Below are 22,016 nucleotides of genomic sequence, written 5' to 3'. Positions count from 1 at the left end.
TCCCATCCCCTTTTCTAATGTTTCAACGAATTGGCTTCATCGACTTGAACCGTCTTCCGGTTGCGGTAAAAGGCGATGAGCGCGGCTAAACCGACGGCCGCTTCCGCCGCCGCCACAGCGATTGCAAACAGCGCGAACACGTGCCCGTGAACGCTGGGATGGGGGCCGTATTTGGCAAACGCGACGAAGTTGATGTTGACCGCATTCAACATCAGCTCAATGCAGATGAGCACAATGACCGTGTTCCGCTTCGTGAGCGCCCCGTATAGCCCGATACAAAACAAGATGAGTGAAAGCGCCAAATAAGCCGATAGTGTCATGGATCTCCTGCCCCCTTGCCGTCTTTTTTCGCCAGCACAATCGCGCCGATCAAAGCGACAAGCAAAATGACGGACACGATTTCAAACGGAATCGTATAATACGAGTAAAGCGACTTGCCGATCGCCTTAGCATTGTCGCCCGCCAACGCGCTGCCGTCAGCGCCAAAGTCGAGCTGGCGGATGCCGAAGTAGGCGGCAAGGCCAAAAGCGATCACGGAGAGGGCGGCAACCGCTTTATGCCAGAAGCCGCCGGTGGTTTGGCGCTCCCTTTCCTCTGTGTGATGACGCGTCAACATAATCGCAAACAACATGATGATCGTGATGGCTCCAGAATAGATGAGCACTTGCACAACGGCGACAAATTCGGCGGACAACAGCACGTACAACCCGGCAATGCCTAAAAACGTCATGACGAGGACGATGACCATATGGACGACGTTCGTCAGCTGGAGCATCGTCACTCCGCCGGCAATCGCCGCGAGGGCGAGCAAGAAAAAGGCGACGTCCGTTCCGCTCACGGCTTATTCTCCCTTCTTATGTTCGTATCGTTTTCATCGAGCCAGGCCAAATCTTTATACAGAGCGTCGCGGCTGTATTCCGCGAGCTCAAAATTGTTCGTCATGACAATCGCTTCCGTTGGACATACTTCCGTGCACAAATCGCACAAAATGCAAATTTCAAAGTTGATGTTGTACGTCTCAATCACTTTCCCTTTTTTCGTTGGATCGGGATGTTTTTTCCCGGTCAGCTGAATGCATTCGGTCGGGCAGATGTTCACACACTGGTTGCACACGATGCATTTTTCCGGATAAAATTTCTGGATGCCGCGAAACCGATCCGGGAGCGGGAGCGGTTCGTGCGGGTAATCGTACGTCACTTTTTCGCGCGTCAACTCTTTTAACGTATACGCCAATCCTTTCATCAACCCTATCATCCGTCTACCCCTCTCATCGGAAAAGTGGCGTTCCGACACAACCTCTGCTCGAAGGAGGAGACCATGCCCATGGGCCGCTTCCCCCTTCCTGGCAAGGCAAGCTGCCCTGTTCCTTTAGAAAAACCACGCTTTAATGACCGCTGTCAGCACAATGTTGACGAGCGAAAGCGGAAGCAACACTTTCCAGGCGAACTCCATCAGCTGGTCGGCGCGCACGCGCGGAAATGTGGCGCGAAACCAAATGAGGACGAAAACGACCGCACAAAACTTCAAGGCAAACCAAACAGCCCCAGGAATCCAGCCGAGAAAGGCGACCGGATGCCACCCGCCGAGAAACAAAATGGTGATGAGCGCCGCCATCGCAAACATGTACACATACTCGGCAAGCATGAAAAACGCCCAGCGGAATCCCGAATATTCCACATGAAAGCCGGCGACCAGCTCGGACTCCGCCTCCGGCAAGTCAAACGGCGTCCGGTTCAACTCAGCCACCGCGGCAATGAGGAAGATCAAAAATGCCAGCGGCTGGGCGAAAAGGAACCAGACGTCTTTTTGCGCGTTGACGATGTCGACCAAGTTCATGCTTCCAGCCAAAAGCACGACGCCAAGCGCCGACATGACGAGCGGAATCTCATAGGAAATCATTTGCGCGGCTGCCCGCATGCCGCCGAGCAAAGCGTATTTGTTGTTTGACGCCCAGCCGCCAGCGACAACGCCGACGGTGGTCAAGCCGGAGACAGCGATATAATACAACAGGCCGACGCCGATATCGGCGAACCGGAACGCATCGGTAAACGGCAATACCGCCAACACCATAAACGACGGCACAAAGGCGATGATCGGCGCCAGCACGTAGAGCGGACGGTCGGCCGCTTTTGGGATCGTATCCTCTTTCAAAAGCAGCTTCAACACATCGGCAACGGTTTGTAAAAGCCCGAAGCGGCCGCCGACTTGGTTCGGTCCGATGCGCCCTTGCATAAACCCCATCACTTTCCGTTCGGCCAAAATGCCGTATGTGACAAAGGCGAGCACGACCGCCAACAGCAGCGCTCCAAGCCCGAAAAAGAGGGCCATGTTCGACCAGCTTGGTGTGGATTCGAGCCATTGCTCCATCATCCGTCGACCTCCCCGAGCACAATGTCAATCGAGCCGAGAATGGCGATGACATTGGCCAAGTTTTCCCCTTTGAGCAGCTTCGGAAGTATTTGCAAGTTATAAAACGATGGGCGCCGAAATTTGAGGCGGTACGGCTCTTTTTTGCCGTCGCTCGCAATATAGCATCCAATCTCGCCGCGCGGCGCTTCGATGCGGACGAACGTCTCGCCGGGCGGCGCCTTAATGATGCGGGGCACTTTTCCCATGATCGGCCCCTGAGGCGGAAATTGCTCGCACGCCTGCTCGATGATGCGAAGCGACTGTTCGATTTCCGCCATTCGGCATTCATAGCGGGCCAGACAGTCGCCGCCTTCGCGCACCGGAACATCGAAGTCAAACCGGTCATACACGGAATACGGTTCATCTTTGCGCAAATCCCATTTCACACCGGTCGACCGCAAGTTGACCCCGCTCAGCGAATAGCTGATCGCTTCTTCTTTCGTATACCGTCCCACGCCGGTGACGCGCTGGCGAAAAATCTCATTGCCGGTGACCAGCTCGTGATAGCCAGCGAGTTTCTCGCGCATGTACGGAACGAACTGTTTCACCTTGTCGATCCAGCCATCCGGCGCGTCCCACTTGACGCCGCCAATGCGCATATAGTTGAACGTCAGCCGCGCCCCGGACAGCTCATTTAATAGATTAATAATCATTTCGCGCTCGCGGAATGCGTACAAAAACGGGCTCATCGCGCCGAGGTCAAGCAAATACGTCCCCCACCAGACGAGGTGGCTGGCAATCCGCCCGAGCTCCATCGCAAGAACGCGCAAATACTCGGCCCGTTCCGGCACTTCAATGCCCATCATCGTTTCGACCGCATGGCAAAGCACATAGTTGTTTGTCATCGCCGACAAATAGTCCATCCGGTCGGTATACGGGATGATTTGCGTGTATTGCAGCCCTTCGGCGATCTTCTCCGTCCCGCGGTGCAAGTAGCCGATGACCGGCGTCGCCTCTTGAATGATCTCGCCATCGATTTTTAAAATGAGGCGGAACACGCCATGGGTGCTGGGATGTTGGGGGCCGACGTTTAAAATCATTTCTTCTGTGCGCAGCATCGTTCACACCTCCGCATCATACGGCTCATAATCTTTGCGCAGCGGATGACCGACCCATTGCTCCCCTAGGAAGATGCGGATCAAGTTCGGGTGGCCGCGGAAGCGGATGCCAAGCAAATCATACGCCTCGCACTCCGGCCAGTTCGCCCCCGGCCAAAGCGGGACGAGCGAATCGATTTCCGGGTTGTCGCGCTCGATTTTCACTTTCAGCGCCGCCGGCTGCCGGTTTGGGTACGAGTACAAGTGGACGTACACTTCCATATGCGTCTCGAAATCGGTGCCGTGCAGCTCGGATAAATAGTCAAAGCGGAGCTGTTCATGGCCTTTCAACAACTCAGCGATTTTGTAGTACGCCTCTTTTTTCACGACAAGCGTCGGCACGTCTTTCGCCAGCCGGTTGATATACGCGTCTTCGAGCACATCCGGACCAAGATGCTCACGAATGATGCGGACATATTTTTCAAGCAGCGGATCGTTCGGCGACGGGGAGGGCGGCTGTTCCGTCCCTCCGTCAGCGTCAGCGGCTTTCGCCTTCGCCCGGGCGGCGGCCGCTGCTTTTGCCTTTGCCGCCGCTGCCGCTTTTTGCTTCGCTAACTCATCATCTTCGGACGCATCGCCTTGCTGCTTCGCCATCGCGGCCGCCCGCGCTTTCGCGGCGGCCGCGGCCTTCGCCTTGGCAGCCGCAGCCGCCTTTTTCTTCGCGAGTTCCAGGTCCTCGTCCGCCGCCCCATCGTTTGCCGCCTCGCGCTGCCTCCGCAGTTCCGCCGCCTTCGCCCGCGCTTCCTCCGCCGCCTTCCGCTTCGCCGCCTCAAGGTCGTCCCCGGTCGCCGCACCAGTCGCCGCCGCCTCACGCTGCCTCCGCAGTTCTGCCGCCCTCGCCCGCGCTTCCTCCGCCGCCTTCCGCTTCGCCGCCTCAAGGTCGTCCCCGGTCGCCGCACCATCGTTCGCCGCCTCGCGCTGCCTCCGCAGTTCCGCCGCCTTCGCCCGCGCTTCCTCCGCCGCCTTCCGCTTCGCTGCCTCAAGGTCGTCCCCGGTCGCCGCACCAGTCGCCGCCGCCTCACGCTGCCTCCGCAGTTCTGCCGCCCTCGCCCGCGCTTCCTCCGCCGCCTTTCGCTTCGCCGCCTCAAGGTCGTCTCCGGTCGCCGCACCATCGTTCGCCGCCTCACGCTGCCTCCGCAGTTCCGCCGCCCTCGCCCGCGCTTCCTCGGCGGCTCGTTTTTTTGCAGAGGCGAGATCTTCTGCTGAAGCCGGCAGTTCCGTTCTCGGCGCTTCTTTTATGGGGCCGGTGGGCGGAGCTGCATCCGCATTCGCCTCATCCGTTGGCAGGCTGCCTCGTCCAGCGGCTGGCTGGGTCTGTTCGGCGGCCTGCTTGGCGGCGAGCCGTTCACGGGCCAATTGTTTCGCCCGCTCGGCCGCTTCCTTTTTTCGCTGGGCCAAATCTTTTTCCTGATCCATTGTTACAACACCTTCTTCCCTGTTTTGGCTTCCAAGCGAATTTTTTCTTTCAATTTATGAATGCCGTAAATGAGCGCCGCAGGGTTGGGCGGACAGCCCGGTATGTACACGTCAACGGGAACGATCTGGTCGACCCCTTTGACGACGCTGTACGATTTGACGTACGGTCCGCCCGCTGTCGCACAAGAACCCATAGCGATGACCCACTTCGGTTCGGGCATTTGGTCATACAATCGACGCAAGAGCGGCGCCATTTTTTTCGTCACTGTGCCCGAGACGATCATGACGTCCGCCTGCCGCGGCGAGGCACGGAAAAACGAGCCGAATCGGTCGAGGTCATAATGGGCGCCGCCGACCGCCATCATCTCGATGGCGCAGCAGGCAAGGCCGAACGTCAACGGCCAAAGCGAACTGCTTCGGGCCCATCCTTTCAACTGTTCCAACGTCGTCAAAAAGACGTTTCGCTTTACCTCTTCCATTTCGGTTTTGGAAAATCCTTCCCATTTCACATCCATCGTAACACCTTCTTTTTCCAAGCATAAATAAGGCCAATGGCAAGCAAAGCGATGAAAATGATCATTTCCACTAACGCGAACAAGCCGAGTTGGTCATAGACAACAGCCCATGGATACAAAAACACTGTCTCAACATCAAAAATGACAAACAGCAAGGCAAATAGGTAGTACCGAACTTGAAACTGAACGCGCGAGTCGTGAAATGGATTGTTACCGCTTTCATACGTTGTCGCCTTCCTCTCGTCCGGCACGTGCGGCCGCAGCCACCGCCCGGCCGTGAGCGCCCCGACCGGCAACAGCACACCGAGGCAAAGGAAGACGAAGATGATCAAATAACTGTTGGCATAGATGTTGCTCAACCAGCTCGCCCCCTTCCGTTTTACTACATACGTATGGTGTTAATGATGAAATTTTTCAACAATTCCTTCTATTTCATTATAACATTTATATCCAGCCGTGTCAGCAAAACTTCAAGTTCACACTGCCAACACGGTATCCATTCATATAAGCGCTTCGGGCTTTGTTGAAACGACGGAATGCCGAGAGACAGCGATCGATGCAGTTCAGCCATGGCCCAAGCCGACCGATCCGCTGCATCATTTTTTATAAAAAGCATGGGCGGAACATTCGCCCCCTTCTCAAGCGCTTCCTCTTAGCACCGGCTGACTTCTTGATCGTCCTTTAAAACGGTGCGAAAAAAAGAGAGGGCGTTTGCCCCTCTCCTTGATGAACGATTGTTCCGTTTTCATCAAAAAAAAGCAGGGGAAACTCCCCCGCTTTTTACTTCATTTCCGCAACACTCAAACGGTTCATGGCGCGTTTTAACGCCAGTTCAGCCCGCTTGAAGTCGATGTCATCCTGCTGGCTTTGCAGGCGGCGCTCCGCCCGCTCTTTCGCCGCTTTGGCTCGCAGGACGTCAATGTCTTCCGCCCGTTCAGCCGCTTGGGCCAAAATCGTCACTTTGTCCGGCCGGACTTCCAAAAAGCCGCCGCTCACGGCGATATATTGCGTTTTGCCGCCTTTTTTCAGCCGAGCCGCGCTGATCTCCAGCGGGGCGACAAGCGGAATGTGCCCGGGCAGAATGCCGAGCTCGCCGCTTTTCGCCTTGACGCTGACCATCTCGACATCGTCTTCGTATACCGGGCCATCAGGAGTGACGACGCTCACGTGGATCGTTTTCATTGTCCAACCCCCCTATCCCGGGTCACACTTCGACACCCATCGCTTTCGCTTTTTCCACCACTTCTTCAATGCGGCCGACTAAACGGAATGCATCTTCCGGAAGGTGGTCATATTTGCCTTCCAAAATTTCTTTGAAGCCGCGCACCGTTTCTTTGACCGGCACGTATGAACCCGGTTGGCCCGTGAATTGTTCCGCCACATGGAAGTTTTGCGACAAGAAGAACTGAATGCGGCGGGCGCGGTGGACGACAAGTTTGTCCTCATCCGACAGTTCATCCATCCCCAAGATGGCGATGATGTCTTGCAGTTCTTTATACCGCTGCAGCGTTTGCTGCACTTTGCGGGCGACTTGGTAGTGTTCCTCGCCGACGATTTCCGGCGCCAATGCCCGCGAGGTCGAAGCAAGCGGGTCGACGGCCGGATAAATCCCCATCTCGGCGAGCTTCCGCTCAAGGTTCGTCGTCGCATCCAAGTGCGAGAACGTCGTCGCCGGAGCCGGGTCCGTATAGTCGTCGGCCGGGACGTAAATCGCTTGGATCGAGGTGATCGAACCTTTCGCCGTCGAGGTGATCCGCTCTTGCAATTGGCCCATCTCTGTCGCCAATGTCGGTTGGTAACCAACGGCTGACGGCATGCGGCCCAACAGCGCCGACACTTCGGAACCAGCCTGCGTGAAGCGGAAGATGTTGTCGATAAAGAGCAATACGTCTTGGCCTTGTTCATCGCGGAAGTATTCGGCCATCGTCAAGCCGGTCAACGCCACGCGCATCCGCGCGCCCGGCGGCTCGTTCATTTGCCCGAACACCATGGCCGTTTTGCTGATGACGCCGGAATCTTTCATTTCATGGTACAAGTCGTTTCCTTCGCGCGTCCGTTCACCGACGCCAGCGAAGACGGAAATTCCGCCGTGCTCTTGAGCGATGTTGTGGATCAGCTCTTGGATCAAGACCGTTTTTCCTACGCCAGCGCCGCCGAACAAACCGATTTTTCCGCCTTTAATATACGGGGCAAGCAAGTCAACGACTTTAATCCCCGTTTCCAAAATTTCGACTTCGGTCGCCAGCTCTTCGAATTTGGGCGCCGGACGGTGAATCGGGTCGCGGCGGGCGTCAGCCGGAATGTCGCCTTCCAAGTCGATCGGTTCGCCCAAGACGTTGAACACGCGGCCAAGCGTCACTTCGCCGACCGGCACCGAAATCGGCGCGCCGGTATCGATGACTTCCATGCCGCGGATGAGGCCGTCTGTGGACGCCATCGCGATCGTCCGTACGGTATCATCGCCAAGGTGCAAGGCGACTTCCAATGTCAAGTCGATGTCGACTTCATTTTCATTGCGCGCTTGATGTTGAATTTTCAGGGCGTTGTAGATCGCCGGCAAGTGGCCGTTCTCAAACTTGACGTCTACAACCGGACCCATGACTTGGATAACGCGTCCTCTTGTCATCGTTTTCCCTCCTAACTTGCTAGTCCGCTATTGCAAGGCGTTTGCTCCGGCGACAATTTCCGTAATTTCTTGCGTAATCGCCGCTTGGCGAGCGCGGTTGTAGGAAAGCGTCAATGTGCGAATAAGCTCGTTCGCATTGTCCGTTGCGTTCTTCATCGCCGTCATGCGGGCGGCGTGTTCGCTTGCTTTTGCATCGAGCAATGCGCCGTAAATGAGGCTTTCCGCATACTGCGGCAATAAGACGTCCAAAATTTCCTCTTGCGACGGTTCAAATTCGTACACCGTGCGCTGTTTATTCTCCGCCAAGTCGGTGAGCGGCAGAAGCTTCCGTTCCGTCACCTCTTGCTGGATCGCGCTCACGTAATGGTTGTAATACATATACAGTTCGTCAAACGTACCGTCGGCGAATAACCCAACCGTTTGGCGGGCGATTTCTTTAATATCGGCAAACGACGGCTGGTCCGGCAAGCGGGTGATGTCGAGAATGACCGGCATGTTCCGCTTGCGGAAAAAGCTCAACCCGACGCGGCCGATGACGATGATCGCATATTCGTCCGGAGAAGCATGGCGTTTCTGGATCGTTTGATACACGAGGCGCAGCACGTTGCTGTTGTATGCTCCAGCCAAGCCGCGGTCCGACGTGATCACGAGATACCCGGTCTTTTTCACCGGGCGCGAAACGAGCATCGGATGCGATGCGCCCCCGGCGCCAAGCGCCACATTGGCCACGACTTCTTGCATTTTCTCCATATACGGAACGAACGATTTCGCGTTTTGCTCCGCCCGGTTCAGCTTCGATGTCGAGACCATTTCCATCGCTTTTGTAATTTGACTCGTCTTCTTCGTCGCATTGATGCGCGTTTTAATATCGCGTAACGATGCCAAAGGTTTCACCACCTTTTTGCTGCACGGGTTCTAACAGGCGAGAGGGGGCGATATGCCCCCGTCGCGGCCTTATTGAGAAACGACAAACGTTTTCTTGAACGCTTCGATCGCTTTGTTGATGTCTTCCTCGTTCGGAAGGTCTTTCGTCGTGCGGATGTGCTCAAGCAAGTGCTGGCCGTTTTGGTCGAGCCACAAATAAAACTCTTTCTCGAAACGGCGCACATCTTCAACCGGAATGTCATCCAAAAAGCCGCGCGTCAACGCATAGATGATCAACACTTGTTTCTCGACCGGAATCGGCTGATGCAAATCTTGCTTCAGTACTTCAACCGTGCGCGCCCCACGGGCGAGCTTCGCTTGCGTCGCCTTGTCGAGGTCGGAACCGAATTGGGCGAACGCTTCGAGCTCACGATAAGCGGCCAAGTCCAAACGAAGCGTCCCGGCAACTTTTTTCATTGCTTTGATTTGCGCCGCCCCACCGACGCGCGAAACAGACAACCCTGCGTTGATCGCCGGACGGACGCCGGAGAAGAACAAGTCCGATTGCAAGAAAATTTGCCCGTCCGTAATCGAGATGACGTTCGTCGGAATGTACGCGGAGATGTCGCCCGCTTGCGTTTCAACGAACGGGAGCGCGGTCAACGAACCGCCGCCTTTGGCATCGCTCAATTTCGCTGCGCGCTCAAGCAGACGGGAGTGCAAGTAGAAAATATCCCCCGGATACGCTTCACGGCCCGGCGGACGGCGAAGCAGGAGCGACAATTCGCGGTACGCCGCCGCTTGTTTCGACAAATCGTCATAGACCACTAACACGTGTTGGCCTTTATACATGAAATACTCGCCCATCGCCACACCCGCATACGGCGCCAAGAACAAAAGCGGAGCCGGCTGCGACGCCGAAGCGGTGACGACGATCGTATAGTCGAGCGCGCCGTGTTTGCGGAGTGTTTCCACAACGGTGCGGACCGTCGATTCTTTTTGCCCGATGGCGACATAAATACAAATCATGTTTTGACCTTTTTGGTTGATGATCGTATCAATCGCGACAGACGTTTTCCCCGTTTGCCGGTCGCCGATGATGAGCTCGCGCTGGCCTCGGCCGATCGGCACGAGCGCGTCGATCGCTTTGATCCCGGTTTGCAGCGGCTCATGCACCGATCTCCGGTCCATAACGCCCGGCGCCGGGCTTTCAATCGGGCGCGTCTCCGTCGTTTCCACCGGACCCAAGCCGTCAACCGGCTGGCCGAGCGGGTTGACCACGCGGCCGATGAGCGCCTCCCCAACCGGCACTTCCATGATCCGGCCCGTGCGGCGCACTTCGTCCCCTTCTTTAATGCCCGTGTACGGTCCCAAAATAACGATACCGACGTTGTTTTCTTCCAAGTTCAACGCCATGCCCATCACGCCGTTGGCAAACTCGACGAGCTCGCCTGACATGACGTTATCGAGCCCATGAGCGCGCGCGATCCCGTCGCCGACTTGGATGACGGTGCCGACGTCGCTCACTTGGATTTGCGATTCATAGTTTTCGATCTGCTGCTTAATGAGCGCGCTGATTTCTTCCGCTCGAATGCTCATGCCTTTCACCCCTGTCTTCAAATGTTAGCCGATCAGCTGCCGCCGGATCCGTTCAAGCTGCCCGCTGACGCTGCCGTCGTAAATGCGGTTGCCGATGCGCAGCTTCACGCCGCCGATGAGTTCCGGATCGATGATATTTTCAATCTCAAGCGTCTGTTTGCCGACTTTTTGGGCAAAGACGTCGGAAAGCGCCCGCAGTTCTTCATCCGTCAATGGCCGTGCCGAATAGGCAACCGCCTTGGCGATGCCGCGCGCATCGTCGACGAGGGCGAGAAACTGTTCCGCCAGCTCAGGCACAAGGCCGAAGCGATGGCGCTCCAGAAGAAGGAGAAGCGTGTTTTGCACCGGGTTGGACACACCGGCGAACGCTTCACGGATGAGCGCTTTTTTCTGATCCAAGGAAAGTTTCGGATACGAAAGAAGCGATAAAAACTCGCCGTTTTCCGCCAACGCCTGGCGCACGGCGCGAATATCTTCTTCCATTCGATCAAGCTGTCCTTGTTCGAGCGCGATTTGGAACAAAGCGGACGCGTACCGTTTGGCGATCACTTCTTGGTTCATCGCGCTCCTCCTACCTCTTGAACGTCTTTGATGTACGCTTCGATCAGCTTGCGTTGATCTTGCTCAGTCAGCTCTTTTTCAATCACTTTCGAGGCGATCAAGACAGACAACGAGGCCACTTGTTCGCGAAGCGCGGCCATCGCCTGTTCTTTTTCACGCTCGATTTCTTTTTTCGCCGCTTCTTTCACCCGTTCGGCTTCCGCACGGGCCGAGGCGACAATTTGTTCTTTCTGCTCTTCAGCAAGCTTGCGCGCGTTTTCAATGAGCGCTTGCGCTTCTTGGCGCGACTGCTTCATCAGTTCGCGCTGTTCTTCAAGAAGTTTTTCTGCTTCTTGACGGCGTTTTTCCGCCTGGTCGATTTCGTTTGCGATATGTTCTTCACGTTGTTTCATGATATTCATTAACGGCTGCCAAGCGAATTTGCGCAACAAGGCGAGCAAAATAATGAACATCAGCAATTGGTAAATAATCGTGCCGCCGCTGATGCCGTGCGCCGCTTCGCCGAGCACCCATACGTTTGCCTTCCACAACACCGCGTTTCACTCCTTTCGACAGCTATCGCACCGACGCGATCTCGCAAAATCGCACATAAAGGAATGGCGAAGGTGGTCGTTGACACGAACTTCGCCATCACTTTCCATATCCATTTCTTATCGACCTAAGTAAATGAACGAGAAGACGACACCGATGATCGGAAGCGCCTCAACCAACGCAACCCCGATGAACATCGTCGTTTGCAAAACCGGACGCAATTCTGGTTGACGTGCAATCCCTTCAATAGTACGGCTGACGATTAAACCGTTGCCGATACCGGCGCCCAACGCTCCCAAACCTACCGCAATCGCAGCTGCAAGTACACCCAAACTCATGTTGATAGATCCTCCTTCGCAATGTTAAAGTAATGTTTCATTCAAGTCTTGCTCTAATGAAAAGGAATGCTCAATGGTCATGACTGACCTTATGAGCCATATAAACCATTGTTAGCATCGTAAAAATGAACGCCTGAATACAGCCAACAAAAATGCTGAACGCTTGCCACACCATCATCGGGATGGCTGCGCCCACAGCGCCAAGCACACCGTAATGCGTGCCAAGGCTAGCGAGCAAACCAAGCAAAATTTCCCCGGCGTAAATGTTCCCGAAAAGACGCAAACCGAGCGTCAGCGTGTTGGCAAACTCTTCGATGATTTTAAGCGGGAACAACCAGGCGACTGGACGGGTGTAATCGCGCAAATATTCGGACGCCCCTTTCATTTTGACGCCATAGTAGTGGGTGAGGGCGACGACCATCACCGCCAGCGTCAACGTAACGGTCGCATCCGCGGTCGGCGATTTCCACCAAAGTTCACCATTGACATGGACGGAAAACGGCAGTCCAAGCATATTGGCCACAAACACATACATGATGAGCGTGACGCCCAGCGTCAAAAAGCGGCCGCCCGTTTGCCAATCCATCGTGCTGTTGATGATGCCTCTGACAAAGTCAAAGACCCACTCCATAAAGTTTTGCATTCCCGTCGGGCGCAACTGAAGCGAGCGAGTAGCCGCAACAGCAATGATGAACACAATCAAGCTCGTGATCGTAATCATCAACATATCAGATAAATTAAAAGTAAGGCCTAAAAATTCAACAAGCGGCGCTTTATGCTCCATCTTCTCTCACCTCGCTTTCATACCTGCAGCTTATCGTTTTTCCATTTGTGAAAGAAGAAATCTATTATAATGACAATGTAGGATGTCATTAATCCCAAAACGGTTGGCACGATATGAAAATGTTGCGGATACGTCAGAACAATGACAGCAGCCAACGCAGCAAGCGCCAAACGCGACAAGGTGCCCAATGTACGCACTTTTTTGCGCGCCGCCACTGCTTGTCCGAATTTTTCGATTTTCCAAGTTAAGTTCCAAACCATGAGGAGGCTGATCGATGTGCCAAGAATCAGACTGAGAAAAACGGTTTTATATGGCGTAAACCCAAAGCCGAGCGTATAGATGGCGAGCAAATACAATATGTACCTCACTTGCCGCCAAAACATCGCTTGAAGATTTCCCATTTTATTACTCCTCAGAGAAATATTGGCGGATCAAGCGCAACATGGCGTACACGCCGGCCGCCAGTCCAAGCAAAAGTCCGACGATCAAAAAGATCGGCTCGGTGCCAAATCGATCATCGATCCATCTCCCGCCGAAAACGCCGACCAAAATCGAACCGACAAGTTGGGAGACGATGGCGGACATCAACGCCATGGCTTGAAACGGGTGGCGCTGCTTTGGGGACATGCCAATACACCCTTTAAATGGATAATGAAAACCTTCTCAATCTACCCCTTGTAAAGAATACAATACGGTCTGGTCAATGTCAATGTGTTTCCACGTAAAACCTCATTCACATAGGGCAAATATTAATAATTTGTGACAATTTCTCATTTTCTTCTCACAATGATGATGTATAATGGTATATTTTATTTTTAGCCTATTTTCCTTTTCATTATCCTGTATACTTGGCTTTGCAAATGAAACGGTTTCTCAGCGCCATCTTTCTGCCGCGGCCTATTCGATGCAAACGCTTAACTGACGCATGGGCAAGGCACCCTCTCCGCCACTGAATGGAATGCGAGCCCCGCGCGGCGCGGGGCGCCTTACAACTGTTATTTTGTGCCAAACAGCCGGTCGCCGGCGTCGCCGAGACCAGGGACAATATAACCGTGGTCGTTCAACCGCTCATCAAGGGCAGCGATGTAAATGTCCACATCCGGGTGGGCCGTTTCCACCGCTTTGACTCCTTCCGGCGCCGCGATCAGGCACATAAATTTAATGCTTTTCGCCCCCCGCTTTTTCAGCGCATCGATCGCCGCCACCGCTGATCCGCCGGTTGCGAGCATCGGATCGACGATGATAAAATCGCGTTCTTCGACATCGCTCGGCAGCTTGACGTAATATTCGACCGGCTTTAATGTTTGGGGATCGCGGTACAAGCCGATATGGCCGACTTTCGCCGCCGGGATGAGCTTCAGGATGCCGTCAACCATGCCGATGCCGGCGCGCAAAATCGGAATGACGCCAAGCTTTTTGCCGGCGATCACTTTCGCTTTGGCTTTGCTGACGGGAGTTTCGATTTCGACTTCCTCAAGCGGAAGGTCGCGCGTAATTTCAAACGCCATCAACGTTGCCACTTCGTCGACAAGCTCGCGAAATTCTTTCGTGCCCGTATTCTTGTCGCGAATGTAGGTCAATTTATGTTGGATGAGCGGATGATCAAAGACATACACTTTTCCCATGGATCAACTCTCCTCTTCCGTATGTATGCGCTGCACTTCTATACATTCTACTGGAAAACGAGCGCCTGTTCAACTACCGAACGAACGGAAAAAGGCGCACCGCCAAGTCCGGAGGCGGTGCACCGTACAGTTTCGGACGAAGCGGCGGCTGCGCTTAGTCTTGATAGAGCGGGAACTTTTCCGTCAAAGCGGCGACGCGTTGACGCGCTTCTTCCAACGCCTGTTCGTTGTCTTTGTTTTTCAGCACGAGACCGATAATGGCGGCAATTTCGTCCATCTCTTCCAAGCCGAAGCCGCGCGTCGTGACCGCGGCCGTGCCGATGCGGATGCCGCTTGTAACAAACGGGCTTTCTGGATCGTACGGAATCGTGTTTTTATTGACCGTAATCCCGACCTCATCGAGCACTTTCTCCGCCGTTTTCCCTGTCAGCTGCTGCGGTCGCAAATCGACAAGCAGCAAATGGTTGTCCGTGCCGCCGGAAATGAGGGTGAATCCTTCGTTTTGCAAGGCGGCCGCGAGCCGTTTGGCATTCTCCACGACGCGCTTCGCGTAGATTTTAAAGTCGTCTTGCAGCGCTTCGCCGAGCGCAACAGCTTTGGCGGCAATGACATGCATGAGCGGGCCGCCTTGAATGCCAGGGAAAATGGCTTTGTCAATTTGTTTGGCGAACTGCTCCTGGCATAAAATCATCCCGCCGCGCGGGCCGCGCAGCGTTTTGTGCGTCGTCGTCGTAACGAAATGGGCGTACGGAACCGGATTCGGATGAACACCTGCCGCAACAAGACCGGCAATATGGGCCATGTCAACCATTAAATAGGCGCCGACTTCATCGGCAATCTCGCGGAACTTAGCGAAGTCGATGATGCGCGGATAGGCGCTCGCGCCGGCAACGATCAGCTTCGGCCGGTGAAGGCGCGCTTTTTCGCGCACGTCGTCATAGTCAATAACATGCGTTTCCGGATCGACGCCGTATTCGACAAAATGGTACTGAATGCCGCTGAAATTGACTGGGCTGCCGTGCGTCAAATGGCCGCCGTGCGACAAGTTCATGCCAAGCACTGTATCGCCGTGCTCAAGAACGGTGAAATAAACGGCCATGTTCGCCTGCGCCCCCGAGTGCGGCTGGACGTTCGCATGCTCCGCTCCGAACAATTGCTTCGCCCGCTCGCGCGCCAACTCTTCGACGATGTCGACATATTCACAACCGCCGTAGTAGCGGCGGCCCGGATAGCCTTCGGCGTATTTGTTCGTCAGCACCGACCCTTGCGCTTCCATGACCGCGCGGCTGACGAAGTTTTCCGAAGCGATCAGCTCAATTTTCGCATGCTGCCGTTTCCGCTCTTGTTCAATGGCGGCGAACACTTGCGGATCTTGTTGTGGCAAGTAATTCATCAATAGCTCCCCCTTATGCGAAATCAGTGAATATTCGTTTTTATTTTATCAGTTTTAGCGAGGCAAATTCAAAGAAAAAATGAATGAAATCGCTAGAAAGAACAGGAATCATTCGGATTTTCCAACGAGTAGACCGCGCGGGCGCCGCCGATCAGCTTCGGCCGCGTTTTCGCCAGCGTTACGCATGCGGACCCAATATGCTTCACGGAAACGCGCACCGGAACGGCGACCGGCTTCAAATGCATGCCGATGAGCGTATGGCCAATGTCAATGCCGGCATCAGCGCGAATCGCCTCGACGACAACCGGGTCATCGAGCTTTCGATAGGCATAGGCGGCCAGCGACCCGCCCGCTTTCGGCACCGGAACGACAGAAACGATCTCCAGCCCGTGAGCTTTAGCGGTTTCCCGTTCAACGACAAGCGCGCGGTTTAAATGTTCGCAACATTGAAACGCGAGCGCAATGCCGGTTTCGCGCCGCCACTCATCAAGCTCAGCAAACAGCATGGCGGCCACGTCCATCGATCCCGCCGTGCCGATCCGCTCGCCAAGCACCTCGCTCGTGCTGCAGCCGATCACAACGACATCGCCGCGGCCAAGCGGCGCCTGCTGGCGAAATTCACGCAAGATAGCTTGCCATTGTTGCCGCCATTCAGTCCATCGTGCGTCCATGCCCTTTCCTCCTTCGCACGGTGTGCTCCACACTATCCTTGACGAACACTAGAAGTCTGGTGATGTAACAGAGAATGCGGCTCCATCACGTCGCTTTTCAAATTAAGAAACCTTATAAATGTTGCTCTTCACTTGAGAATCATTGATTTCAAAAAACGGCTGTTTTTCAATGGCCTTCTAGTATTTTCACCAATCATTCGCTAAAGATGAGCGGCATTTGTTGTGAACATCGCCGGATTCCCAGCCTTGCGCCACTGCCCTCATGAAGCCAGACGCCCACACCTTCCGCTTATGGCCCACAGGCCGCATCAGCTCCGATGCGGCCTTGGTTCTTCCTTACAAATGCTTGTTTTCATAGTCGGCGATTTTGCCGATCCGCCGCGCGTGGCGCCCACCTTCAAATTCGGTCTCCAGCCATGCCTTGGCGATTTCGCGCGCCAATCCAGGGCCGATGACGCGCTCGCCCATCGCGAGAATGTTGCTGTCATTATGCATGCGCGTCAGCTTGGCGCTGTAGACGTCGTGGCAAAGGGCGCAACGAACCCCTTTCACTTTGTTGGCGGCGATCGTCATGCCGATGCCGGTGCCGCAGATCAAAATGCCGCGGTCAAATTCGCCGCGCGCCACTTTTTCCGCGACCGGAAGCGCGTAATCCGGATAATCGACCGATGTTTCACAATCGCAGCCAAAATCGGTGTACTCAATTCCCATTTCATCCAACAGTGCTTTAATTTCCTCACGAATGCGAATTCCACCATGGTCAGAAGCAATGGCGACCTTCATCACGTTCGGGCGAAGAGCCTCCGACCTCGCAGTGATAGCGAAAGCCAAGGAGAAATCGCCCTTCCTCCTTTCGATGAATCATGTGCTTGCACGTGCATCAACGAGAGCGGAACTGGTCGACAGCCGCCCGCAATTGTTCGGCTTGTTCAACCAACTCGCCAGCCAGTTTATGCACGTCATGGATCGATGCGGCCTGCTCCTCCATCGCCGCCGCCACTTCGAGCGCGCCGGCGGACGTCTGCTCGGCGATCGCTGCCACTTCTTGCGTCTGGGCCGCGGCTCGCTCCATATGCTCCATTTGGCGCTTGGCCAACCCAACGATGTCATGGACGGCGCGGATCACTTCATCGGCCGAGGCCGCCATGGCTGCGATGGCCTCATTCGTGCGCTCTCCTTTCGCCGCCTCGGCGTTTGCAGCGGCCACCTGCTTGTCCATTTGCGCCACCACGCGGGCGACTTCGTTTTGAATGTCACCAACCAGTCCCGCGATTTTCTTGACCGCCTTGGCGCTCTCATCAGCCAGCTTGCGCACTTCCTCGGCGACGACGGCAAACCCCCGGCCATACTCGCCGGCGCGGGCTGCCTCAATGGAAGCATTAAGCGCCAGCAAATTCGTCTGTTCAGCAATGTCAGCGACAAGCAGCGTAATGTTGCCGATTTGATTGGCATGTTCTTCGAGCTGCTTGACAGCCGACCGCGACCGTTCTTGATCGTCAGCCAGCTGATCGATGCCGCTGACAAGCGAATAGGTGACATCGCGGCTTGCCTTCAGTGTTTCCGCCATCCCATATACCGACTGTTCCGCCCGCTCGGCTGTTTCTTTGACTTTTACTGCGATGGCGAGCACATCCTCGACCGCAGCAGCCGCTTCTTGGATCGCCTCGGCCGAAGACACCGCCCCTTTGGAAATGTCGTCAATGGTCGTTGCCATATCACGTGCGCGGTTTGATGCTGTTTCGGAAGCCTGCCTCATTTCCGCCGTCTTTTCAGTCGTGCGCGCTACGCTCTCTTCCACATTGGCGACGACCGCGCGCAAATGACCGAGCATCCGGTTGAACGCGACAGCGAGCGAGCGAATTTCGTCATTGGAAGAGGGCAACGGAACATCCTCATCAATATGCCCTTCTGTCGCCTTTGCCGCCGCTTCCTCGAGCCGTTGCAGAGGTCTTATTATCCAGCCAGCGGCCAAATAGGCAAGCACTCCGGACCAAAAGATGCCAAGGAGCAACACGATCATCGTGAACACGCTTTTGTTCCATGAGGCGAACCATTGATCATACAAAACGTACAAGAAAAAGGCGCTCGTTGAATACGTGATCAGCGCCAACGTTGTCGTAAAGACGACAAGCTTCAGGCGCAAACCAAACCGACGACTTGTCCCCCCCATTGTGTTTCCCCTCACTTCTCAAGCTCATTGTTCTGTTTGCAACTTTTCCGCCAAGCGGTCAATGAGCTTCTCCAGCTCATCGCGCGCCGCCCGGTACGCTTCAACCGGACCGCCGAACGGATCGGCGATATCGCCGTCTGTTCCTGAAACGAACTGCTTCAACGTAAATGTTTTATCCTTGGCCTCTGGAAAACGCTCGACGATCATTTCTTTATGACCGGATGTCATCGCCAGCACGTGCGTCGCCCAGTCGATATGCTCTTTTTTCAGCTGTGAGGAGCGGTGAACCGCTTCGATTCCCTTTTCCTTCAACACCGTCTTGGCGTGAACCGACGCCTCGCTTCCTTCCGCTGCAAACACGCCGGCCGATTTCACCTCGACGCCGGGCAGCTGCTTATTCTCCAGCAACGCAGCGGCCATGGGGCTCCGGCACGTATTGCCCGTGCAAACGAACAAAATGCGGTATGACATACAACCACCTCTTCATATCAATGACTACCATCAATATATCATAGGGAAAAGAGCAAAAAAAGCGGGCAGTCCGTTTTTTTCCACTGAAGGAAAACTGCCTGCTGCCGTTTATAGAAAAAGCAACTTGAGCCCGAACGCCAGCAAAATGCTGCCGCCGAGCGCTTCGCTGTAAGAACCGAGCCATTGCTGAAAATGACGGCCGACAAAGAGGCCGACCCATGTCAGCACCATGCTGAACAGACCGAACAGCAAAATCGTCACCATCGTCCGCGCTCCGAAAATGCCGAGGCTCAGCCCGACGGAAAAGCTGTCTAGACTGACGCTGAAAGCAAAAAAAAGCAGCCCCACCCCACGCGGAAACAGCGGCGAGCCATCGTCCCTCCGAAACGAAGCGATGATCATTTGCCCGCCAAGCCATAGCAGCAACAGCCCACCGACGTATGTTGCGATGCCTCCAAATTCACGCGACAAAACGCGGCCGACGGCCATGCCGACAAGCGGCATGAAAATATGGAACAAACCGATCGTCAATCCAATGTAAAAGATTTGCCGCAACCGAAGGCGCAACAGCCCCATCCCTAAAGCGACCGAAAATGCGTCCATGCCCAGCGCCAGAGCCATCATTGACAGCGCGATGATTTCGCCGATGAATGCGCCCATGTTTCCCCCTCCTGGATCGGCCTTATTGCTAACATATGCACGTCCAGATGGGTTTAGAAGCAGGGCAGCTCACGGCGACAGGACGCTCATTCCTCAACGTGGGGACAAAAAAACCGGCCCGCAACGGACCGGTGAAGAGCAACGGAAATGACAGCGCTGATCACAGATGGCCATCCCTTCATTTCGCCGATTCGTGAATGATGCGCCCGCCGGCTGCTTTGCGGAGCCGGTTCATGATCGCGGCGCCGATGCCTTCTTCCGGAAACGCCTCGCTGTAAATGAGATCAACGTTCGTTTCATCAAATCGGCGCAGCGTGTCGTACAACCGGCTCGCGACCGTCTCAAGCGCCCGGCGCGTTCCACAGGGCAGCACGACATCGGCCGCATACTCATTCCGGTTTTCCTCGGTCGTCAGCACGCCGACCGTTTTCCCTTCCGCCCGGCTTTCATCGACAAGCCGCTGCAAAAACGCGGGCGGACCAGCGACGATCCAAAGCGGCGCTTTCGGCGCATAATGCGTATATTTCATCCCCGGCGCTTTCGGCGCCGCCTCGTCGCTCACAGCAGCGGCTTCTTCAACGCGGCCGATCACTTCAATAAGCGCCTCTTTCGTCACTCCTCCAGGACGCAAAATCGTCGGCACGTCCCCACTGCAATCGAGCACCGTCGATTCGACGCCCACGCCGGTCGGCCCTCCGTCGATCACCCCAGCGATCCGCCCATCTAAATCGGCGAGCACGTGCGCCGCCGTCGTCGGACTCGGTCTTCCTGACCGGTTCGCGCTCGGGGCGGCCAACGCTAAGCCGCTCGCCTCAATCAACGCCAGCGCCAGCGGGTGATCCGGCATACGCACCGCCACCGTCGGCAGCCCGGCCGTCACCCGTTCAGACACCGCTCCAGACCGTTTTGGCAATACTAACGTGAGCGGCCCGGGCCAAAACCGCTCCATTAACATTTTTGCCATCGGTGGGATCGAGGCGGCCACCGCCTCCGCTTGGGCCATGCTGGCGACATGAACAATGAGCGGATTGTCGCTAGGCCGCCCTTTGGCGGCGAAAATTTTTTCCACCGCAGTTGTATTGGCCGCATCGGCCCCCAACCCGTACACCGTTTCCGTCGGGAATGCGATGACTTCCCCGACCCGCAGCCATTCCACCGCCTCTCTTATTTGTGGATAAACTTGCCGTTTATCAACAATATTATCCACAATCCAAACGTGTGTTTTCAATCGGTTCACCTTCTCTATCATCGTGATTCTCCTTGAAAATGGCGGCTTTGTTCACAAGCGTCAGATCGTTGACTGACGTCTTTCCACAGTTATGCACAGATTGTGAATAAACTTGTTATTTTTGTGGATAATTTTGTGGATAGCACTCATGGAATAAGATGGCTGAGCCACTCTTTGAAGAAAAATTTTACTTCCACCGGCTGCTCAGCCATGACGACGAAGGACGATTCCTGATCATCAGCGTGCTCTTTGTCCTTCTCGCCCTCCGCATGGGCGGAAGAAGCGGCGCGATCTTCGGTTCCCTCCATTGCAGCCCTCTCCTCTTTCGTTTCATCCGGCTCAATGGCCCGCTCACCGCTTCGCATCGCCTCAGCTTCCGCTTCAGTTGGCTCGCTGTTTTGCTTCGCCCCGTCCTCCATTGACCGGACGCTCTCAGCCGACGCCGGTTCATTCGTTCCTGCAGACGATTGATTCGCCGCCATCATTACGGCATCGCTGTTGGAAAAATCGAGAAAACAAAGCGGCGGGAACAAGACGCACCACCAGTTTGCTCCTTTTCCTTCTCCAAGCGTAATGAGCACAGCCTCATAGGTGCCAGCCGGATACACGTAGTTGCCGTACACTTTTGTCGGAAAATGAACCGGGCCAAACTCCACTTTATATGTTTGGTCGCTTTGTTCATTGCGCAACACGCGGGCGACCGTCTGCTCAATGTCCGGTAGGTGAGAGCGGATGACGCGCTTTGCTTCCTCAAACGAAGTGAGTTCGGCCACCCAGCCGTTGATTTGCGCATTGACCGCATCACGCACTTTTCGCTTCAATTGTTGGTCTTCAGCAGCGTCGCTGTTAGCTAAAATGCGCAGGCGTATCGCCTCATCAGGAATGGCGACCGCCGCGTTCGCCCCGGCGTCCGTCTTGTGGCCGTACAGCTCGACGAGTACGCCTGTCGTTAATAGAATGATATATAAACATATCGCAATCACATTTCCTTTGATGGTCATCATCGGCACCGTCCTTTCACCTTTCATTGTGGACGGCGCCGATCGTTTTTAAACCTA

Annotated in this window: 27 protein-coding genes; all 27 read right to left on the bottom strand. The window is 55.2% G+C overall.

The window, feature by feature from the left end:
- Nucleotides 1–14 precede the first annotated feature (14 nt).
- Nucleotides 15–320 (bottom strand): NADH-quinone oxidoreductase subunit NuoK, encoded by a 306-nt coding sequence (gene nuoK / locus N685_RS0105940; protein ID WP_031406684.1) that lies wholly within the window; start codon nt 318–320, stop codon nt 15–17.
- On the bottom strand, nt 317–838 hold the full coding sequence (locus tag N685_RS0105935) for an NADH-quinone oxidoreductase subunit J (protein ID WP_031406682.1): 522 nt from the start codon (nt 836–838) through the stop codon (nt 317–319). The genes nuoK and N685_RS0105935 overlap by 4 nt, the downstream gene beginning before the upstream one ends.
- Nucleotides 835–1,254, bottom strand: a complete 420-nt coding sequence (gene nuoI / locus N685_RS0105930) for an NADH-quinone oxidoreductase subunit NuoI (protein ID WP_013146600.1) — start codon at nt 1,252–1,254, stop codon at nt 835–837. Before nuoI ends, N685_RS0105935 begins: the two co-directional genes overlap by 4 nt.
- A 114-nt stretch (nt 1,255–1,368) precedes the next feature.
- Nucleotides 1,369–2,370 carry an NADH-quinone oxidoreductase subunit NuoH gene (gene nuoH, locus N685_RS0105925; RefSeq protein ID WP_031406680.1) on the bottom strand — a complete coding sequence of 334 codons (1,002 nt, stop codon included), beginning with the start codon at nt 2,368–2,370 and terminating at the stop codon, nt 1,369–1,371.
- Entirely contained in the window at nt 2,367–3,467 is a 1,101-nt protein-coding gene (locus N685_RS0105920; protein ID WP_031406678.1) for an NADH-quinone oxidoreductase subunit D, read from the bottom strand. The genes nuoH and N685_RS0105920 overlap by 4 nt, the downstream gene beginning before the upstream one ends.
- Nucleotides 3,468–3,470: 3 nt before the next feature.
- Nucleotides 3,471–4,922, bottom strand: coding sequence for an NADH-quinone oxidoreductase subunit C (locus N685_RS0105915; RefSeq protein ID WP_031406677.1), 1,452 nt, complete (start codon nt 4,920–4,922; stop codon nt 3,471–3,473).
- Between the two features lie 2 nt (nt 4,923–4,924).
- The gene (locus N685_RS0105910) at nt 4,925–5,437 is read right to left on the bottom strand and encodes a NuoB/complex I 20 kDa subunit family protein (protein WP_031406675.1); all 513 of its coding nucleotides are present in this window, start codon (nt 5,435–5,437) and stop codon (nt 4,925–4,927) included.
- A complete protein-coding gene (locus tag N685_RS0105905; RefSeq protein WP_031406673.1) occupies nt 5,428–5,796 on the bottom strand; it encodes an NADH-quinone oxidoreductase subunit A in 369 nt (122 codons plus the stop codon). Before N685_RS0105905 ends, N685_RS0105910 begins: the two co-directional genes overlap by 10 nt.
- Before the next feature lie 421 nt (nt 5,797–6,217).
- Entirely contained in the window at nt 6,218–6,619 is a 402-nt protein-coding gene (locus N685_RS0105895) for a F0F1 ATP synthase subunit epsilon (protein WP_011232824.1), read from the bottom strand.
- A gap of 22 nt (nt 6,620–6,641) precedes the next feature.
- Nucleotides 6,642–8,063, bottom strand: coding sequence for a F0F1 ATP synthase subunit beta (gene atpD, locus N685_RS0105890; RefSeq protein WP_025039365.1), 1,422 nt, complete (start codon nt 8,061–8,063; stop codon nt 6,642–6,644).
- Nucleotides 8,064–8,090: 27 nt separating this feature from the next.
- Nucleotides 8,091–8,948 carry an ATP synthase F1 subunit gamma gene (gene atpG, locus N685_RS0105885; RefSeq protein ID WP_031406667.1) on the bottom strand — a complete coding sequence of 286 codons (858 nt, stop codon included), beginning with the start codon at nt 8,946–8,948 and terminating at the stop codon, nt 8,091–8,093.
- 69 nt (nt 8,949–9,017) lie between these two features.
- Complete coding sequence (gene atpA / locus N685_RS0105880; protein ID WP_031406665.1) at nt 9,018–10,526, bottom strand: F0F1 ATP synthase subunit alpha; 1,509 nt, start codon at nt 10,524–10,526, stop codon at nt 9,018–9,020.
- Between the two features lie 24 nt (nt 10,527–10,550).
- Nucleotides 10,551–11,087, bottom strand: coding sequence for a F0F1 ATP synthase subunit delta (locus tag N685_RS0105875; RefSeq protein ID WP_031406663.1), 537 nt, complete (start codon nt 11,085–11,087; stop codon nt 10,551–10,553).
- Entirely contained in the window at nt 11,084–11,617 is a 534-nt protein-coding gene (locus N685_RS0105870; protein ID WP_190300174.1) for a F0F1 ATP synthase subunit B, read from the bottom strand. Before N685_RS0105870 ends, N685_RS0105875 begins: the two co-directional genes overlap by 4 nt.
- A 120-nt stretch (nt 11,618–11,737) precedes the next feature.
- A complete protein-coding gene (atpE, locus tag N685_RS0105865; RefSeq protein ID WP_011232830.1) occupies nt 11,738–11,956 on the bottom strand; it encodes a F0F1 ATP synthase subunit C in 219 nt (72 codons plus the stop codon).
- A gap of 70 nt (nt 11,957–12,026) precedes the next feature.
- On the bottom strand, nt 12,027–12,740 hold the full coding sequence (gene atpB, locus N685_RS0105860) for a F0F1 ATP synthase subunit A (protein WP_031406658.1): 714 nt from the start codon (nt 12,738–12,740) through the stop codon (nt 12,027–12,029).
- A gap of 17 nt (nt 12,741–12,757) precedes the next feature.
- Nucleotides 12,758–13,141: an ATP synthase subunit I gene (locus N685_RS0105855; RefSeq protein WP_031406657.1), complete on the bottom strand. Its 384-nt coding sequence runs from the start codon at nt 13,139–13,141 to the stop codon at nt 12,758–12,760.
- A gap of 4 nt (nt 13,142–13,145) precedes the next feature.
- On the bottom strand, nt 13,146–13,367 hold the full coding sequence (locus tag N685_RS0105850) for an AtpZ/AtpI family protein (protein ID WP_011232833.1): 222 nt from the start codon (nt 13,365–13,367) through the stop codon (nt 13,146–13,148).
- Between the two features lie 368 nt (nt 13,368–13,735).
- A complete protein-coding gene (gene upp, locus N685_RS0105845; protein WP_031406654.1) occupies nt 13,736–14,365 on the bottom strand; it encodes a uracil phosphoribosyltransferase in 630 nt (209 codons plus the stop codon).
- A gap of 154 nt (nt 14,366–14,519) precedes the next feature.
- Nucleotides 14,520–15,758: a serine hydroxymethyltransferase gene (gene glyA / locus N685_RS0105840; protein WP_031406653.1), complete on the bottom strand. Its 1,239-nt coding sequence runs from the start codon at nt 15,756–15,758 to the stop codon at nt 14,520–14,522.
- Nucleotides 15,759–15,850: 92 nt separating this feature from the next.
- The gene (locus N685_RS0105835) at nt 15,851–16,429 is read right to left on the bottom strand and encodes a TIGR01440 family protein (protein ID WP_031406651.1); all 579 of its coding nucleotides are present in this window, start codon (nt 16,427–16,429) and stop codon (nt 15,851–15,853) included.
- A gap of 336 nt (nt 16,430–16,765) precedes the next feature.
- On the bottom strand, nt 16,766–17,212 hold the full coding sequence (gene rpiB / locus N685_RS0105830) for a ribose 5-phosphate isomerase B (protein WP_023633289.1): 447 nt from the start codon (nt 17,210–17,212) through the stop codon (nt 16,766–16,768).
- A 97-nt stretch (nt 17,213–17,309) separates the two neighbouring features.
- Complete coding sequence (locus tag N685_RS0105825) at nt 17,310–18,599, bottom strand: methyl-accepting chemotaxis protein (protein WP_031406648.1); 1,290 nt, start codon at nt 18,597–18,599, stop codon at nt 17,310–17,312.
- Between the two features lie 24 nt (nt 18,600–18,623).
- Nucleotides 18,624–19,070 carry a low molecular weight protein arginine phosphatase gene (locus tag N685_RS0105820; protein ID WP_031406646.1) on the bottom strand — a complete coding sequence of 149 codons (447 nt, stop codon included), beginning with the start codon at nt 19,068–19,070 and terminating at the stop codon, nt 18,624–18,626.
- Nucleotides 19,071–19,178: 108 nt separating this feature from the next.
- The gene (locus N685_RS0105815; protein ID WP_031406644.1) at nt 19,179–19,730 is read right to left on the bottom strand and encodes a manganese efflux pump MntP; all 552 of its coding nucleotides are present in this window, start codon (nt 19,728–19,730) and stop codon (nt 19,179–19,181) included.
- 178 nt (nt 19,731–19,908) lie between these two features.
- Nucleotides 19,909–20,979 carry an L-threonylcarbamoyladenylate synthase gene (locus N685_RS0105810; protein WP_031406642.1) on the bottom strand — a complete coding sequence of 357 codons (1,071 nt, stop codon included), beginning with the start codon at nt 20,977–20,979 and terminating at the stop codon, nt 19,909–19,911.
- A 125-nt stretch (nt 20,980–21,104) separates the two neighbouring features.
- Nucleotides 21,105–21,962 (bottom strand): stage II sporulation protein R, encoded by an 858-nt coding sequence (gene spoIIR / locus N685_RS0105805; RefSeq protein WP_031406640.1) that lies wholly within the window; start codon nt 21,960–21,962, stop codon nt 21,105–21,107.
- Nucleotides 21,963–22,016: the final 54 nt, after the last annotated feature.

The organism is Geobacillus vulcani PSS1 (assembly GCF_000733845.1).
Lineage (GTDB): Bacteria > Bacillota > Bacilli > Bacillales > Anoxybacillaceae > Geobacillus > Geobacillus vulcani.
This window is presented reverse-complemented; position numbering and strand designations above follow the sequence as displayed.

Coding starts and splice junctions, on each gene's coding strand:
- nuoK (WP_031406684.1), bottom strand. CDS start 320: ATGACACTATCGGCTTATTTGGCGCTTTCACTCATCTTGTTTTGTATC.
- N685_RS0105910 (WP_031406675.1), bottom strand. CDS start 5,437: ATGGATGTGAAATGGGAAGGATTTTCCAAAACCGAAATGGAAGAGGTA.
- nuoI (WP_013146600.1), bottom strand. CDS start 1,254: ATGATAGGGTTGATGAAAGGATTGGCGTATACGTTAAAAGAGTTGACG.
- N685_RS0105850 (WP_011232833.1), bottom strand. CDS start 13,367: ATGTCCCCAAAGCAGCGCCACCCGTTTCAAGCCATGGCGTTGATGTCC.
- N685_RS0105810 (WP_031406642.1), bottom strand. CDS start 20,979: ATGATAGAGAAGGTGAACCGATTGAAAACACACGTTTGGATTGTGGAT.
- nuoH (WP_031406680.1), bottom strand. CDS start 2,370: ATGATGGAGCAATGGCTCGAATCCACACCAAGCTGGTCGAACATGGCC.
- N685_RS0105820 (WP_031406646.1), bottom strand. CDS start 19,070: ATGTCATACCGCATTTTGTTCGTTTGCACGGGCAATACGTGCCGGAGC.
- atpE (WP_011232830.1), bottom strand. CDS start 11,956: ATGAGTTTGGGTGTACTTGCAGCTGCGATTGCGGTAGGTTTGGGAGCG.
- spoIIR (WP_031406640.1), bottom strand. CDS start 21,962: ATGATGACCATCAAAGGAAATGTGATTGCGATATGTTTATATATCATT.
- rpiB (WP_023633289.1), bottom strand. CDS start 17,212: ATGAAGGTCGCCATTGCTTCTGACCATGGTGGAATTCGCATTCGTGAG.
- glyA (WP_031406653.1), bottom strand. CDS start 15,758: ATGAATTACTTGCCACAACAAGATCCGCAAGTGTTCGCCGCCATTGAA.
- N685_RS0105915 (WP_031406677.1), bottom strand. CDS start 4,922: ATGGATCAGGAAAAAGATTTGGCCCAGCGAAAAAAGGAAGCGGCCGAG.
- N685_RS0105920 (WP_031406678.1), bottom strand. CDS start 3,467: ATGCTGCGCACAGAAGAAATGATTTTAAACGTCGGCCCCCAACATCCC.
- upp (WP_031406654.1), bottom strand. CDS start 14,365: ATGGGAAAAGTGTATGTCTTTGATCATCCGCTCATCCAACATAAATTG.
- N685_RS0105875 (WP_031406663.1), bottom strand. CDS start 11,087: ATGAACCAAGAAGTGATCGCCAAACGGTACGCGTCCGCTTTGTTCCAA.
- atpA (WP_031406665.1), bottom strand. CDS start 10,526: ATGAGCATTCGAGCGGAAGAAATCAGCGCGCTCATTAAGCAGCAGATC.
- N685_RS0105825 (WP_031406648.1), bottom strand. CDS start 18,599: ATGGGGGGGACAAGTCGTCGGTTTGGTTTGCGCCTGAAGCTTGTCGTC.
- N685_RS0105895 (WP_011232824.1), bottom strand. CDS start 6,619: ATGAAAACGATCCACGTGAGCGTCGTCACTCCTGATGGCCCGGTATAC.
- N685_RS0105835 (WP_031406651.1), bottom strand. CDS start 16,429: ATGGACGCACGATGGACTGAATGGCGGCAACAATGGCAAGCTATCTTG.
- N685_RS0105855 (WP_031406657.1), bottom strand. CDS start 13,141: ATGGGAAATCTTCAAGCGATGTTTTGGCGGCAAGTGAGGTACATATTG.
- atpB (WP_031406658.1), bottom strand. CDS start 12,740: ATGGAGCATAAAGCGCCGCTTGTTGAATTTTTAGGCCTTACTTTTAAT.
- N685_RS0105815 (WP_031406644.1), bottom strand. CDS start 19,730: ATGGGCGCATTCATCGGCGAAATCATCGCGCTGTCAATGATGGCTCTG.
- atpD (WP_025039365.1), bottom strand. CDS start 8,063: ATGACAAGAGGACGCGTTATCCAAGTCATGGGTCCGGTTGTAGACGTC.